Source organism: Marinococcus halophilus, from assembly GCF_002265875.1.
GTDB classification, from domain to species: domain Bacteria; phylum Bacillota; class Bacilli; order Bacillales; family Marinococcaceae; genus Marinococcus; species Marinococcus halophilus.
This window is the reverse complement of the sequence record NZ_NPFA01000001.1, coordinates 199,565-213,822: the sequence shown is the minus strand read 5'-3', so window position 1 is coordinate 213,822 and position 14,258 is coordinate 199,565. Positions and strand designations below refer to the sequence as shown.

The window sequence follows — 14,258 nt, the reverse complement described above, 5'->3', positions numbered from 1 at the left end:
CTTAGTATAATAAAAGGCTTCCGGTTTGAACATGCTGGATACTGGAAACATATAACTATAAATCTGAATTCCAATGGAGGGCGGCAATTATTATGCCAGAATCAAAGCAGATACCGCGCGAAGAGGGCATTGAGCATACGCTGGATTTTTTGAAGGAAGGGTATTTGTTTGTTTCAAACCGCAGCCACGGATTTCAATCCAACATTTTTGAAACAAGGCTGCTTGGCGAGCCCGTGATCTGCATGCGCGGCGAAGAAGAAGGGCAGCTGTTTTACGATGAAAGCAAGTTCCGCCGCGACGGTGCAGCTCCGAAACGAATATTGAAAACGCTGTTCGGGGAAGGAGGCGTACAGACGCTTGACGGCGAGGCCCATAAACACCGGAAAGCAGCGTTTATGTCCTTGATGAGCGGGGACCGCCTGGAAGAGATGCGCCGGCTGGCCCGGGAGCGCTGGGAAGAAGCGCTCACACGCTGGGAACGGCGTGAGGAGATCGTATTGTATGACGAAGCGTTGACGCTGCTGTTTAAGGCCGCCTGCGACTGGGCCGGGGTGCCGTTTCGCCAGAATGAGGCCGAGGAAAAGGCACAGATGATCCGGCTGATGATTGAGTCGACATCCTCGATCAGCCCGAACCATTGGAAAGGACGAAGAGCCCGCACGCAGGCAGAGGAATGGATCAAGGAGCTTATTACGGATGTACGGGAAGGCAAGCTCCATCCGCGAGAGCAGACGGCGCTTTACGTATTTGCCTGGCACCGGGACCTGGACGGGGAGCTGCTGGATACGCATACGGCAGCGGTAGAAGTACTGAACATCGTCCGGCCGATTGTGGCAGTAGCGATCTATGTGGATTTCACCGCCCTTGCCGTACACCAGCACTCCTCCGCGCGGGAAAGGCTGGCTTCTAAGGACGAACAGGAGCTGAAAATGTTTGTGCAGGAGGTGCGTCGCTTTTACCCGTTTTTCCCATTTGTGCCTGCGCGGGTCCGGGACGGTTTTACCTGGAACGATTACACCTTTCCGAAAAACCGGCTCGTGCTGCTGGATTTGTATGGAACCAATCACCATCCGGACCTCTGGGACAATCCGGAGAAATTTGATCCAACCCGTTTTCAGGGCTGGAAGGAGAGCCCATTCAGCTTTATTCCCCAGGGCGGCGGTGACTATGACTACGGCCACCGCTGTGCCGGGGAGTGGATTACGGTAGAAATTATGAAGGAGGGCCTCGATTACCTGGCCAACCGGATGACGTACGGAATCCCGGAGCAGGACGTAAGCTACAGCTTTAACGACATGCCGGCGCTTCCGCACAGTAAAATGATAATGAAGCACGTGACCCGGAAGTAAAAAGAAAGGGAGGATGCTATGACCGGCTACGGCAACGATGTTCAGTTTAAAATGTACCATCCGGACAAGAAAAAACAGGAGCTGCCCGTATCGTTTGAGGACTGGGAGCAGCAGGCGCGGGAACGACTTGCGGATGGCCCGTATCACTACATTGCCGACGGGGCCGGGAGCGGGAACACCGCCGGCGAAAACCGGCGGGCGCTCGACAACTGGCGGCTGCTGCCGCGGATGATGGTGGATACGGAGAACCGGGATTTGAGTATCCAGTTACTTGGGGAACACCTCCCGTTCCCGGTGCTGATGGCGCCGATTGGCGTACAGACGATAGCGCATGAAGAAGGAGAGCTCGCGGCCGCACGGGCAGCAAAGCAGACCGGCGTGCCCTATGTGGCGAGTACCGCCTCGTCGTTTACGATGGAGCGCATTGCAGAAGAGCTTGACGATGCGCCGAAATGGTTCCAGCTTTACTGGGGCAAGGACAAAAACGTAACGGCAAGCTTTCTGCAGCGGGCCGAGGAGGCCGGCTATTCGGCGATTGTCGCAACGCTTGATACCCAGATGCTCAGCTGGCGGGAGAAGGACCTGGAAAACGGCTATCTGCCGTTTTTGCAGGCGGAGGGCATTGCCAATTACCTGTCGGATCCGGCCTTCCGTGCGAAACTGGAACGGCCGCCCGAAGAGGATATAGCGGCCGCGGTGCAGCAGTTTGTGGAAATCTTTACGAATGCCGCCCTTTCCTGGGAGGATCTGGCCTTTCTGCGCCGGCAGACGAATCTGCCGATTGTTCTAAAAGGTGTGCTGGACCCGGAGGACGTAAAAAAAGCCCTGGAATACGATATTAACGGATTCATCGTGTCCAACCACGGCGGCCGACAGGTGGACGGGACGGTGGCTGCGATTGATATGCTGCCCGAAATGGTGGAAGCAGCCGGTGGCCGGGTCCCGGTGCTAATGGATAGCGGCATCCGCCGCGGAGCGGATGTAATCAAAGCGCTGGCGCTCGGTGCCGAAGCGGTGCTGGTCGGCCGTCCATATATTTATGGCCTGGCCGTGGACGGGGAAAATGGTGCCTATGAAGTACTGCGGAACCTGCTGGCTGATACCGATTTAACGATGGGACTGACCGGGCGTGCCCGTATGAAGGATATCGACCGGTCACTGGTCCGTCGGCAAAAATAAAAAGATAAACCAAACTCCCGGCAAGAGTTGTTGTCCGGGAGTTTTTTCTGTTTATGAGCCTCTTTTCTCACCGTACGAGGCGGGGAGCGTTCCTTTTTCAATAAATTCCTGCACAAGTTTTTGGAACGTCTTCGGGTCGCGGGCCTCCACCGAAAGCGTGTGCAGATGGGTATAAAAGGAGCGCTGCTCAAATTCATAGGCGAATTTTTCTGCGAACGACTGGGCGACGACCTGGCCGTAATGCCAGCAGATCGACTTTTTATCCTCCGGCAGCGAACGGGCAAGAAGCACAAGTGTCTCAAGCAGCATGTTGGTGAGAACGGGGTCGTTTTTCACATACACACTGATGTGGCCGAACGCGGTGTACAGATAATCGGAAAAATACTCCTGCTTCATGACGATACGCAGCGTATTTTCCCCGTCGGATAGATACGGTGTAAAGGAGGTGACTTTGGCGATGGAAAGAAGCAGGTCAATCAGCTGGTACAGCGTGTCCTTGAGCGTGCCGGGCTCGTCGTTTGCGACCGCCTTCACGGCGATGTCCTTCAGCTTCTGCACGCCGAAGCTGAGATCCTGGATTTCGTTCTGGCGGTCGCCGAGAAACAGCATGCGCCGGTATTTCTGCTCATCTACTTGATCCACTGAAGTCTCCTCGGTCGTCCAGTAGGAAAAGAGCGTCAGGTCGGGAAGCAGAAAATCACCGATGTGGCAGTGAAGCTGGAGCACGATGCCATCCTTCTGCGCTTCCTGGATCAGCTTGCCAAAATCAATAATCTGCAGGTACCCGGACGTTTCGCAGGCCACCTTGTGCGCTCTATCCTGCTCCTTTTGCGGAAGGTAGGAGAGACGGAGGTGATTCGGGTTGTCGGCCCGGTACTTTTCGAGATCATAATGGAGCGTATTTAAAATCCGCTCTTCGGACTGTTTTTTCATATCCGTCGTAATGCTCGGGGCCTGCATCCATTTGGTGGCGTGGTTAATAAAAAGAATAAAATTCAGCACCGAAAGCGCAGTCATAAGTATACCGGCAATCGGGAAGATCGTATACTGGCTGATCGATGAATCCAAAAAGAAAAATACGATCAGCAGGTAGAAAAAACATAGATTAAAAATGCCGATGGCGTGCTGGGTGCGGCGGTTGGAAATAAAGTTAATCAGCACCCGGGGCGTGAACTGGTTCGACATATTCGTAAGTACCATCAGCATGGAGTTGAATGTGAACGCGTTAAGGGTTAACACCCCGGAAAGCATCGTGCTGTACATCGTCTGCGTAAGCGAATATTCGGTCGTAAACGCTGAAAGCAATGTCCAGCCGGGCCGGAGACTGAATTCGATCCAGAAGGAAACAATCGACAGAAGGGAAGCAATAATAATATAAATCGCCGGCAGCACCCAAAGGCTGGCGCGCGTTTCATGCCAGCGCTGGCGGGAAGACATGCTGAGCAGTCGCTTGACGGGCGCCGGCATCATGCGAAACAGCATATGCAGCATCGTTTCACCTGCTTTCTTATCAAGGATTTGGAGTGTCTCTGCTACAGTTAAGCATAAACGTTTGCGGCGGGAAATGAAATGAGTACCGGGCAATCGATGCTGTTTCTCCTGCGCCGCCGGGTGGTATATTGGAACAAACAGGATGCGTAAGCATGAGGAGGAAAACGATGAATATTGCCGTTTATCAAATGGATATTATCGCCGGAGATCCGGAAGCAAACCGGAAAAAAGTACGCCGGTGGCTCGGGGAGCAGGAGCTCGGCGAGGTGGATGTAGTGATGCTTCCGGAAATGTGGACAACAGCGTATACGCTGCCGGAGCTCGGGGAGATCGCAGAAGATCCTGGGGACAGTGAAACGATCCGCTTTTTACAGGAGGCGGCGAAACGCCATCACGTGCACATCATGGGAGGGTCCATCGCGGTCAAAAGAAACGGCCGGGTGTATAACCGGGCCCTTGTCATAGATAACACGGGAGCGCTTGTGTATGAATACGACAAAATGCACCTCGTGCCGATGCTGAACGAGCCGGCGTATTTAAGCGGCGGGCGCGAGCCGGTGAAGGTCTTTGAACTCGGCGGGATCAAAATGGGAGTCGTGATCTGCTATGACCTCCGTTTTCCGGAGATCATCCGGAGCCTCGCCCTGCAGGGATGCGAGCTGCTGTTTATCCCGGCAGAATGGCCGGACAGCCGCCGGAATCACTGGGACGTGCTGAGTATAGCGCGGGCGGTGGAAAATCAGATGTATGTCGTCACATGCAACCGCCCGGGTGAATACGACAACATCACGTTCGCCGGATCCTCGGCATTTATTGATCCGTGGGGCAACGTGCTGCAGAAGGGAAGCGTGGAGCACGAGGAAACGCTCCGGGAAATCCTGGACTTGTCCAATGTCGCTGACGTCCGTAAAAATGTACCCGTTTTCGACAGCCGGGTACCGGACTTGTACGAATAACGATAGTTATAGAAAGGAGCGGAACGGTCTATGAAAAATCATCTGACGTTACGCGAGCAGCCCTCGGGAAAAGAGATCGGCGTGGATGTGAACCGGGTGTTTAATGCCGGGTACGCCGGGAGCGATCAGGAAAAGGTACAGGAGCACATCGATGAACTCGCCAAGCTTGGGGTGCCGACGCCCCAAACGACGCCGACGCTATATCCAATCGCCAACAACAACCCAACCACAGACGACACGATCCAGGTTCAGCACGAAGAAACAAGTGGGGAAATCGAGTACGTACTAATCTGGGCAGAAGGCGAGCTGTACGTCACCGTAGGGAGCGACCACACGGACCGCAGGCTGGAAACGTTCAGTGTGCCGATGTCCAAGCAGGCGTATCCCAACATTATTGCCAGCGACATCTGGAAGTACTCCGATGTGAAAGATCACTGGGACCAGATTACCTTTGCCTGCTGGGCGTCCTCGGGAGACGAAAAAGAGCTTTATCAGCAGGGGAAGGTGACCGATTTAATGACGCCGGAGGAGTGGGCTCCGCAGTTTGAATCAATGCAGGTACACACAGAGGGGAATTTCTTTTTTTCAGCGACGATCAACACAGTAGCTAAATCGCTGGCGTTTGCCGATTATTATGAATTTGAACTGCACGACCCGGTCCGGAATCAGACGATTCGCCATGCGTATAGAGTAGAACAGCTGCAGCAGCCGGTCGAATGATAGAAGAAAGGCGGCGGTGAACATGGAGCAGAACCGGAGCGATCTTGTGAACAAAGGTATACAGCGGCGGGTGCTGTGGGGAGCCATTTTCTTAATGGCCACCTCTTCCATCGGCCCGGCATTCCTGACACAGACGACCCAATTCACTTCCCAGTTTCTGGCGAGCTTTGCTTTTGCCATTTTAGCATCGATTATTATTGATATAGGAGCCCAGTTAAATATCTGGCGGGTGCTGGTGGTCTCGGGTAAGCGGGGGCAGGACGTGGCCAACATGGTGTTTCCGGGACTGGGCTTTCTGGTTGCGGCACTCATCGTACTCGGCGGCATTGCCTTTAACATTGGCAATGTGGCGGGGGCAGGCCTTGGCATTAACGTGCTGTTTGGCATTTCTCCGAAGATGGGGGCGGTAATCACCGGGATCCTGGCGATTATTATTTTTACTGTAAAAAGTGCGGAGAAAGTCATTGATATTCTAATACCGATTTTAGGCGTCGTAATGATCGTCATGGTAGGCTACGTTATGATCACGACGAACCCGCCGGTGGGGGAAGCTGTGGTCCGGAGCGTGTTCCCTGAGGATTATGCGGCACTGGTGCTTCCGGTCGTGACGCTGGTCGGTGGAACCGTGGGCGGCTATATTACCTTTGCCGGTGCACACCGGCTGATCGACCGGGGGTTCGAGGGGAAGGAGGCCCTGCCGCTTGTGACAAAGGCCGCGAACTTCGGAATACTGACGACCGGCGTAATGAGAGTCCTATTATTTCTTGCCGTGCTGGGCGTGGTGTCTGCAGGGTATATGCTTGATGAAGGAAATCCGGCGGCCTCCGTATTCCAGATCGCTCTCGGTAATGTAGGGTATAAAATTTTTGGTGTCGTGCTCTGGTCGGCTGCAATCAGCTCGGTGATCGGTTCGGCGTATACGAGCGTTTCATTTATCCGTTCCTTTCACCCGCAGCTTGAAAAATACTATAAATGGCTGATCGTCGGCTTTATTGCTTTTTCCACGATTGTCTTCGCTATTGTCGGCGAACCAGTCACGCTATTGATTGTTGCGGGTGCTTTAAACGGGTTAATCCTTCCACTGACTCTTGGATCAGTGCTTATTGCCTCCAGGAAAAAATCCATCGTCGGAGACTACAGGCACCCGGCCTGGATGCTCATCTTCGGGATAGTGGCAGTGCTGGTAACACTGGTGGCAGGGTTTTTGTCGCTGCAGGGGATTGCGGATCTGTGGCAGTAGAATGCTAAAAGGCAGCACGCTGCAGGCTGGGGCCGGAGGAGCTTGAATAGCTTCGCCCGCCTGTAGTATAATTTATCCAACAATAATAGTTTGTGCGCGAACAAGGACTGAAAGCAGCAGTACTTGACACTTCAAAGAGGTCGGCCTAGAGGAAAATAAACCACATGAGCCGGGTAAACTCAAAGGTGGTTTATTTTTTATGCTTAAAATCGTCGGCTAATTTGAATAAGGTTTTTTCTTTTACACGTTTGCCCTTCTTCTGGGAAAGGAAAGAGCCGGGAAGAGAGAATCCATATTATATAGAAGAAGGATGATACCAATGCCAATATACTGCAAGCGGCTTCATAAGAAAGCAGATACGGACGACGGCTACCGGATTTTCGTCGAGAAGGAATGGCCGAACGAAGTGGAAGAAGTGCGCGCCGATATTCATGAATGGGTAGACGGCGTTGCGCCGTCAAAGGAGCTGCAGAAGGCGCTTGATGAGGAGCCGAAAAAGTTCGATAGCTTCAAGGAAGCGTATAAGGCAGAGCTTGAGCAGGATGAGCTCAAACGTGAAGAATTGCAGCGCCTGAAAGAAATTGTGCGGATGCAGGACAAGGACGTGACGCTCGTGTTCTCGTCAGAAGACGTGAAACGAAATCATGCCTGGGTGCTGAAGGAGATTCTCGACCAGCAGCCGGCTCACCCGAAAGAATAATATAAAAACCCGCCTATAAGAGGCGGGCCTGAAGCGTGGAAACGACAAGTTCCCACGCTTTTTTTGCGGTGCTTTTTCGGCCAACATGGGTGAATGCATGAATCGTATTCGGAAACATGCGGTACTCCGCCGGCACGCCCTCCCGTTTCAGGCGTCCCGCGTACCGGAATGCTTCCTGGGCGAGGGAATCGTGTTCGGGCGTGAACACAAGTGTCGGCGGCAGCCCGGCGAGCGATTCAGCACGAAGCGGGGAAATATACGGATGAGCGGCGCTCTGGCTCGTTTCCAGGTAGCTGGCTGTAAATAAATCCGCCACGAAAATCGGAATGGCTCCGGGAAATACCGGTTTTTCCCGCGGGTCGGTCGCAAGGTCAAGAATCGGGGAGTCCAGAATTTGAGCTGCCGGCATCGGCGCCCCGGTGTCGCGCAAAAGCAGCAGCGTCGCGGCTGCGATGTTGCCGCCGGCACTGTGCCCGCCAAGCGCAAAGCGTTCCATATTCAGCCCGAGCCAATCTTCGTGAACGTGCAGCCAGGCGAGCACATCCCGTACTTCAAAAATCGAAAACGGAAACCGGCTGCGTGGAGCCAGATGGTAATCAATATTTACCACCACGCAGGGCGTAAGCTCGGCGACGTGCCGGCCCCAGCCTTCGTCATCAGCGTAGCTGCCCATGAAAAAGCCGCCGCCGTGCAGGTTCACAAATACTGGAAGGGCTGTCCCACCGGCCTTTTCGGGGTAATAAATGTGTACGGGCGTCGCGCCGGCAGCCGTTTCTACGATATAAGAATCCGTGCGCACCGTATTCGCGGACGGCGGTGTAATGTGGGTCGGTGAATAGCGGCGCAGCCGTATTTGAAACGCGCGCAACAGGGACGTATACAGATAGGTTTTCCATACAGGCATCGGCGCCACTCCTTTCTTCCTTCTACGTCCCTATTCCTGCCAATGCCTGTTGTTAAGCTGAAAATTGCTCAGTTGAAAAAATCAGCCGGTGTTCTTCCGAAGAGTGCCGGCTGATGCCTTGTTATTTTCGTTTGATTCCAATCGAGCGGCCGGCTTTGGACGGCCACTCCTCCGGAGAAAGAACCGGAACACGGGCAAAGCCCCGCTGAAGCGCTTCGGGAAACGGGGCGGGGCGTCCGGCGGCCTGATCCATTCCCATAACCATCTGTTCGCTTGTAGCGATGGTCTCGTTCTGGTCGTTCAGCATTTCGAACCACAGGTGCAGCCGCTTGGCGTCCTGGTCGAGGAGCACCGCTGACACGGCGAGCAGTTGGTCCTGGCGAGCTTCTGCCAGGTACATCAGGTGCGTTTCAAGAGTGAATACAGTGTACTGCTCCTGCTCGATAAAGCGGGCGGTCAGGCCGGCCTCCTCTAACATGGTATCCAGTGCGCGGCTGAAAATAAGAGCGTAAGCCGCATCATTCATGTGCCCGTTGTAGTCCACCCATTCCTGTTCCACGTGCCCGTTCCATACGGTATGATTATTTGTCATGGCTCTCTACCTTTTCTGCCGGCCAGTAGCTGCCTTCGTGCAGCAGATTCATCAGCTTTAAAAGAAACTCATCGCGGCGCTCTTCAAGCTCAGCAACGCTTTTGTCCCCGGACTGCTCCTTTGTTCCTTCGATAACTTTTTCGCTCAGCCCGGGGGTGAGCTCCGGTGCTTCAAGCTTGGTCCACGGCGCTTTCAGAGCCGGCCCGAACTGCTCGAGCATGTGGGCCATTCCCTTGTCGCCGCCGGCCAGGTGGAAGGTCAAAAACGGTCCCATGAGCGCCCAGCGGAGACCGGCGCCGTAGACGATCGCTTTGTCGACTTCTTCGGTGGTAGCGTGGCCGTCGTTCACAATATGAAGGGCTTCCCGCCAGAGGGCTTCCATTAGGCGGTCGGCAATATGGCCGTCCACTTCGCCCTTCATAACGAGCGGCTTCATGCCGGCAAGTTCATATATCGCCTGCGCGCGCTCCATTTCGGCACTCGTTGTCTGCTCGCCACCGGAGAGCTCCACAAGCGGAAGCAGGTAAACGGGGTGAAACGGGTGGGCAACGATAACGCGCTCTGGATGGCGGATGCAATCAGACTGAAGCGTTGTCGGCTTGTAGCCCGACGTACTCGAAGCGATAATGCTTTCGGCCGGCGCGTGTTCATCAATCTGGGCGAGCACGTTTCGTTTGATGTCTTCACGCTCCGGCACGTTTTCCTGCACAAGGGCAGCATCCGAGACAGCATCTTTGATGTCTGTCGTAAAGGCAAGCTTATCGATGGAAGCATCGCTGTGCATGCCGTTTTCCTTCAGCTTCGTCCATAGCGACGCGACGGTGCTTCGGGTTTTTTCTTCGGCGCCGTCCGCCGGGTCACAGGCGGTAACGTGAAAGCCATGCGCGAGGAAACGGGCGATCCAGCCATTTCCGATCACGCCGGTTCCGATGACGGCAATAGTAGTTGTGATGGGATTCATGAGGTCCTCCTAAAAATTTAAGATTGTTTCGTCAGGCCGAGCGTCTCGCGTGCTTCCTGCGGCGTCATTGGTTCAATGTTCAGCGTCTGCAGCAGCTGCACGGCTTTGTCGACGAGCTGGGCGTTCGTGCCGAGGACGCCTTTTTCAAGATATAGATTGTCCTCGAGGCCAACGCGGACGTTGCCGCCAAGAAGGGCTGCCTGGGCGACCATCGGAATCTGCATGCGGCCGATGCCAAACGCCGACCAGTTGGCGCCCTCCGGCAGGTGATGCTTCATGTGAAGCATCGTTTCCGCATCTGCTTCTGCGCCCCATGGAATGCCGAGGCAGAACTGATAGAGCGGATCGCCGTCCACGAGGCCTTCGCGCACGAGCTGGTTGGCAAAGCGCACGTGGCCGGTATCAAAGCACTCCATTTCCGCCTTCACACCGCTCTGCTGAATCAGCGATGCCTGCTCACGCAGCCAGCCGGCCGGGCCGAGATACACCTGGTCGCCAAAGTTCAGGCTGCCGCAGTCGAGCGTGCATATTTCCGGAAGGAGTTTTCCCACCGGGAGATGGCGCTCCTCCGGCGTCTGCACGAACGTGCCTTCGCCGCCGGCAGCCGGGTGCTTCTGGTCAGGAACAAAGTCGCCGCCGCCTCCGGCTGTGAGGTTCAGCACCACGTCGGTTTCGCTTTCACGGACGCGTTCCACGACCTCCTGGAAGAGGGCGGGGTCAAAGCTGTACGCGCCTGTTTTTGGGTCGCGCACGTGAATGTGGGCGACTGCGGCTCCCGCTTTGGCCGCTTCGATGGCGTCACGGGCGATAGCTTCCGGTGTGACCGGCACGTGCCGGCTTTTGTCTGTCGTTTCTCCGGCGCCGGTGACGGCGCTTGTAACAATTGTTTTCTGACCCATTAGGTATCTTCTCCTTTATCGCTTCTCTCTATTGGAACAGCGCTAAAAATATCTCCGCTTTCGAAAAATTCCACGAGGCGGCTGATCCAGTTATAGTAAGCAACCCATTCGTCGAGCTCTTTGCGGAGCTCGGCAATTTTCTGGTCCACCTCAACTGAACCATCGCTCGCAGCAGCGACTTCGTCGATTTCGCGCTGCAGCTTATTGGCAAACTGGCGGTTTTTGCTGATCACTTCCCGCCAGTTTGTCGTAAACAGGGACACAAACGTCTGCACATAATCGTTTTCCACATTGTAATGCTCTTTGCGGCTGCCTTTAACATGTTCTTTTTCCGCAATGTTCAATGAAATCATCTGGCGCATCACCTGGCTCATCCGGGTCTTGCTCATTCCGGTGGCCTCGGCCAGATCATCCAGCGTCATCGGCTCACGGTTCATGTAAATAATGCCGAGCAGCCGGCCGACTGTCGATGACACTCCGAATGTATTCATATTGTCGGAAATGCGGTCGGCAATCTGCCGTTCGGTTTCATTCAATTGTTCAAGCAGCTGTTTTTTATCCCGTGAGGCACTCATGGCGCTCCCCCTTTATCAAGCGTTCTCTGTTTTCCATGCGTCTAACTGTATCATGTTTCAAAATAAAGACAAAAAAGCAGGTTGGGGTCACTGAGAGCGAAAAAGAAAGGAAACATAAGATAATGAATCATAAACTCTGTGCAATAAAAATTGCATAGATTTTACGTTGATTTTTGCGGGCTTACGCGTTTTTTCTTTTCAGAAGGCTTTCTCTATAATGAAGAACGTTGTGAACGAGTGCAGCGGAAAGACTATGGAGGAGGTTCATACATAATGAAAAAAATGACAACTGTTTTAAAAGTGTCGATTGTTCTTATCTTATTATTCTTAGCATTTGGCGTATTTTTTACATCGCAGCTTGAAGCAGCAATGACTGCTGCCCAGGCATTTGTGTTTGCGCATTTTGGCTGGTATTTTCAGATTTTAGTGACGCTTCTGTTAATTTTTGCGGTCTATCTCGGATTCAGTAAATATGGAAACGTGAGGCTGGGGAAGCCGGACGAAAAGCCGGAATTTAACCGGCTCACCTGGTTTACGATGCTGTTTTCCGCAGGTATTGGGATTGGGCTTTTGTTTTACGGCGTGTCCGAGCCGATCGGGCACTTTTCGAGTCCGCCAAACGGCGAGGGCGGTGCGGAAAGTGATGCCATTCGCGGCGTTTCCTCGACCTGGCTTCACTGGGGGCTGCACGCCTGGGCTATCTATGCGCTGGTGGCACTGGCGCTTGCCCTTCAGCAGTTCCGCTATCAGGCGCCGGGGCTGATGAGCACCACGCTCCGGCCGGTGCTCGGGAAATATGCGTACGGACCGGTTGCCAATGTCGTTGACACTATTGCCGTATTCGCTACATTGTTCGGGGTCGCCGCTTCGCTTGGGCTCGGGTCCCAGCAGATTAACGCCGGCCTGCAGTTTATTTTCGGCGTGCCGTACAATCTCGGCGTGCAGTTCATTATTATGACGATTGTGACGATTATTTTCGTGACGTCAGCAAGCACAGGAATTCAGCGAGGCATCAAGTATTTAAGTAACATCAACCTGAGCCTGACCGGCATCCTACTGTTGTTTATGCTGATCGCCGGACCAACACTCTTTTTAATTAATATGTTTGCTTCCGGCCTGTCGGATTACGTGCAGAACTTCCTCGGATGGGGACTGCGCATGGATCCAATTGATGAGCAGGAAGCATCCTGGACCCAGAACTGGACCGTCTTCTACTGGGCCTGGTGGATTTCATGGACACCGTTTGTCGGAATGTTTGTGGCCCGGATCTCGAGAGGCCGGACAATTCGTGAATTTATGGCGGGCGTGCTGCTCGTCCCGTCGATCGTTTCGTTTTTCTGGTTCAGCACACTCGGCGGAAGCGCAATTTTTCTCGAGCTGTTCGAAGGACGCGAGGTATCATCACAGTCGCTTGAGACGGCACTGTTTTACGTGCTTGAAACGTATCCGCTCGGGGGCGTTATGTCCGTGTTTGCCATTATAGTGGTGACGATTTTCTTTGTGACGACCGCGGACTCTGCGACATTTGTGCTCGGAATGCAGACAACCGGGGGCAGCCTGAACCCGCCAGTGTCGATCAAAATTATGTGGGGCATTTTCTTCGTTTCGGTAACTGCAATTCTGTTGGTAGTTGGAGGCTTGAGCGCTTTCCAGACTGCGATTGTGGTCAGCGCGCTGCCGCTGTCAGTCATTGTTATTTTAATGTGCATTGGCATTGTCAAGACGTTAAACCTCGACCAGAAACGCGGAAAATAAGCGCGGGCAGGAACGCAGGCTGCGTTCCTGCTCTTTTTTGCGTTATAATATAGTTTTGTCTGAAAATATATATGTGGGGGGAAAAGAACGTATGAAAAATATAATGTACATTATTATCGGCACGCTGCTGTTTGCGCTCGCAGTGACACAGCTTGCGATGCCAAACTCTATTGCCGAAGGCGGCATTGTCGGGATGTCTCTGTTGATCTATTACGGGATCGGCATTTCACCCAGTATTTCTACACCGATCATTTTTATTCTGCTGCTCGGCGTCGGAATTCGTTATCTGCCGCGCCATATGGTGTATAAAACCATTTTTAACGTGGCGTTATTTTCGGTGTTCATCTGGATTTTTGAAGGCCTGTACGCGCGTCCAATGGAGGATCCGCTGCTTGCTGCTATTTTTGCCGGGGCGATTACCGGTGTCGGCTTTGGTTTTATCTATCAGGCCGGGAGCTCCGTCGGAGGGACGTCCATTATCGCCCGCGCCTTTAACCAGCAGCTCGGCTGGGACCTCACCGGCATGACGCTCGTGCTTGATGCGCTCGTTGTTATCGCGGGCATTTTTATTATCGGGCCGGTGTCCACCATGTATACCTTGATCACTCTTTATATTGGAAAGGTCGTGACCGACTTTGTGCTCGGCGGCTTTGATTCCAAAAAAGCGCTTAACGTAGTATCACCGTACTCCGAGCAGATATCAGAGCGTATTACAAAGGAACTGGCTTCAAGTGCGACCGTTTTTGACGGCCGGGGGGAATATATGAAGGAGCAGCGCCGAGTGCTGTATATTGTTATTCACTCGCACCGCCTGCTGCGTTTGAAACGGGTTATTAAAGAAGTGGATCCGAATGCGTTTATTGTTGTCCACAACGTCAAAGACGTCTCAGGCGGCACGTTCTCGATTGGCCATGAGGAAGTGCGCTCGTAAAGGAGG

At 53.7% G+C, this 14,258-nt stretch carries 14 protein-coding genes; 8 read left to right on the top strand and 6 right to left on the bottom strand.

Annotated features, from left to right (window positions below; all coding sequences use genetic code 11):
• Positions 1 to 92 precede the first annotated feature (92 nt).
• Both CHL76_RS01115 and CHL76_RS01110 read left to right on the top strand, forming a co-directional pair.
• Entirely contained in the window at positions 93 to 1,349 is a 1,257-nt protein-coding gene (locus CHL76_RS01115) for a cytochrome P450 (protein ID WP_094907596.1), read from the top strand.
• An 18-nt stretch (positions 1,350 to 1,367) separates the two neighbouring features.
• A complete protein-coding gene (locus CHL76_RS01110; RefSeq protein WP_094907595.1) occupies positions 1,368 to 2,528 on the top strand; it encodes a lactate 2-monooxygenase in 1,161 nt (386 codons plus the stop codon).
• Positions 2,529 to 2,579: 51 nt separating this feature from the next.
• Here the strand turns inward: CHL76_RS01110 and CHL76_RS01105 are convergent, their stop codons facing one another.
• Positions 2,580 to 4,112: a DUF2254 domain-containing protein gene (locus CHL76_RS01105; RefSeq protein ID WP_094907594.1), complete on the bottom strand. Its 1,533-nt coding sequence runs from the start codon at positions 4,110 to 4,112 to the stop codon at positions 2,580 to 2,582.
• A gap of 74 nt (positions 4,113 to 4,186) precedes the next feature.
• On the opposite strand from CHL76_RS01105, the gene CHL76_RS01100 reads away from it, so the two are divergent.
• The 4 genes from CHL76_RS01100 to CHL76_RS01085 all read left to right on the top strand — a co-directional run bounded on the left by CHL76_RS01100 (position 4,187) and on the right by CHL76_RS01085 (position 7,635).
• Positions 4,187 to 4,975 (top strand): carbon-nitrogen family hydrolase, encoded by a 789-nt coding sequence (locus CHL76_RS01100; RefSeq protein ID WP_094907593.1) that lies wholly within the window; start codon positions 4,187 to 4,189, stop codon positions 4,973 to 4,975.
• Positions 4,976 to 5,005: 30 nt separating this feature from the next.
• Complete coding sequence (locus CHL76_RS01095; RefSeq protein ID WP_094907592.1) at positions 5,006 to 5,695, top strand: DUF2848 domain-containing protein; 690 nt, start codon at positions 5,006 to 5,008, stop codon at positions 5,693 to 5,695.
• A 22-nt stretch (positions 5,696 to 5,717) separates the two neighbouring features.
• Complete coding sequence (locus CHL76_RS01090; RefSeq protein ID WP_094907591.1) at positions 5,718 to 6,935, top strand: NRAMP family divalent metal transporter; 1,218 nt, start codon at positions 5,718 to 5,720, stop codon at positions 6,933 to 6,935.
• 319 nt (positions 6,936 to 7,254) lie between these two features.
• A complete protein-coding gene (locus tag CHL76_RS01085) occupies positions 7,255 to 7,635 on the top strand; it encodes a DUF488 domain-containing protein (RefSeq protein ID WP_158219023.1) in 381 nt (126 codons plus the stop codon).
• A gap of 13 nt (positions 7,636 to 7,648) precedes the next feature.
• Here CHL76_RS01085 and CHL76_RS01080 read toward each other — a convergent pair whose 3' ends face one another.
• The 5 genes from CHL76_RS01080 to CHL76_RS01060 all read right to left on the bottom strand — a co-directional run bounded on the left by CHL76_RS01080 (position 7,649) and on the right by CHL76_RS01060 (position 11,566).
• A complete protein-coding gene (locus CHL76_RS01080; RefSeq protein ID WP_094907589.1) occupies positions 7,649 to 8,539 on the bottom strand; it encodes an alpha/beta hydrolase in 891 nt (296 codons plus the stop codon).
• A gap of 121 nt (positions 8,540 to 8,660) precedes the next feature.
• Positions 8,661 to 9,131 (bottom strand): thioesterase family protein, encoded by a 471-nt coding sequence (locus CHL76_RS01075; protein WP_094907588.1) that lies wholly within the window; start codon positions 9,129 to 9,131, stop codon positions 8,661 to 8,663.
• A complete protein-coding gene (locus CHL76_RS01070; protein ID WP_094907587.1) occupies positions 9,121 to 10,092 on the bottom strand; it encodes a 3-hydroxyacyl-CoA dehydrogenase NAD-binding domain-containing protein in 972 nt (323 codons plus the stop codon). The genes CHL76_RS01075 and CHL76_RS01070 overlap by 11 nt, the downstream gene beginning before the upstream one ends.
• Positions 10,093 to 10,109: 17 nt before the next feature.
• Positions 10,110 to 10,991 (bottom strand): beta-keto acid cleavage family enzyme, encoded by an 882-nt coding sequence (locus tag CHL76_RS01065; protein WP_094907586.1) that lies wholly within the window; start codon positions 10,989 to 10,991, stop codon positions 10,110 to 10,112.
• The gene (locus CHL76_RS01060) at positions 10,991 to 11,566 is read right to left on the bottom strand and encodes a GbsR/MarR family transcriptional regulator (protein ID WP_233133179.1); all 576 of its coding nucleotides are present in this window, start codon (positions 11,564 to 11,566) and stop codon (positions 10,991 to 10,993) included. Before CHL76_RS01060 ends, CHL76_RS01065 begins: the two co-directional genes overlap by 1 nt.
• Positions 11,567 to 11,839: 273 nt before the next feature.
• Between CHL76_RS01060 and CHL76_RS01055 the strand changes: the two genes are divergently transcribed.
• Together CHL76_RS01055 and CHL76_RS01050 are read left to right on the top strand one after the other, a co-directional pair.
• Complete coding sequence (locus CHL76_RS01055) at positions 11,840 to 13,321, top strand: BCCT family transporter (protein ID WP_094907585.1); 1,482 nt, start codon at positions 11,840 to 11,842, stop codon at positions 13,319 to 13,321.
• A gap of 91 nt (positions 13,322 to 13,412) precedes the next feature.
• The gene (locus CHL76_RS01050; RefSeq protein WP_079474844.1) at positions 13,413 to 14,252 is read left to right on the top strand and encodes a YitT family protein; all 840 of its coding nucleotides are present in this window, start codon (positions 13,413 to 13,415) and stop codon (positions 14,250 to 14,252) included.
• Positions 14,253 to 14,258 lie beyond the last annotated feature (6 nt).

Excerpts from the sequence above, each read along its gene's own strand:
- CHL76_RS01115 (WP_094907596.1), top strand. The coding sequence starts at position 93 with ATGCCAGAATCAAAGCAGATACCGCGCGAAGAGGGCATTGAGCATACG.
- CHL76_RS01110 (WP_094907595.1), top strand. The coding sequence starts at position 1,368 with ATGACCGGCTACGGCAACGATGTTCAGTTTAAAATGTACCATCCGGAC.
- CHL76_RS01100 (WP_094907593.1), top strand. The coding sequence starts at position 4,187 with ATGAATATTGCCGTTTATCAAATGGATATTATCGCCGGAGATCCGGAA.
- CHL76_RS01095 (WP_094907592.1), top strand. The coding sequence starts at position 5,006 with ATGAAAAATCATCTGACGTTACGCGAGCAGCCCTCGGGAAAAGAGATC.
- CHL76_RS01090 (WP_094907591.1), top strand. The coding sequence starts at position 5,718 with ATGGAGCAGAACCGGAGCGATCTTGTGAACAAAGGTATACAGCGGCGG.
- CHL76_RS01085 (WP_158219023.1), top strand. The coding sequence starts at position 7,255 with ATGCCAATATACTGCAAGCGGCTTCATAAGAAAGCAGATACGGACGAC.
- CHL76_RS01080 (WP_094907589.1), bottom strand. The coding sequence starts at position 8,539 with ATGCCTGTATGGAAAACCTATCTGTATACGTCCCTGTTGCGCGCGTTT.
- CHL76_RS01075 (WP_094907588.1), bottom strand. The coding sequence starts at position 9,131 with ATGACAAATAATCATACCGTATGGAACGGGCACGTGGAACAGGAATGG.
- CHL76_RS01070 (WP_094907587.1), bottom strand. The coding sequence starts at position 10,092 with ATGAATCCCATCACAACTACTATTGCCGTCATCGGAACCGGCGTGATC.
- CHL76_RS01065 (WP_094907586.1), bottom strand. The coding sequence starts at position 10,991 with ATGGGTCAGAAAACAATTGTTACAAGCGCCGTCACCGGCGCCGGAGAA.
- CHL76_RS01060 (WP_233133179.1), bottom strand. The coding sequence starts at position 11,566 with ATGAGTGCCTCACGGGATAAAAAACAGCTGCTTGAACAATTGAATGAA.
- CHL76_RS01055 (WP_094907585.1), top strand. The coding sequence starts at position 11,840 with ATGAAAAAAATGACAACTGTTTTAAAAGTGTCGATTGTTCTTATCTTA.
- CHL76_RS01050 (WP_079474844.1), top strand. The coding sequence starts at position 13,413 with ATGAAAAATATAATGTACATTATTATCGGCACGCTGCTGTTTGCGCTC.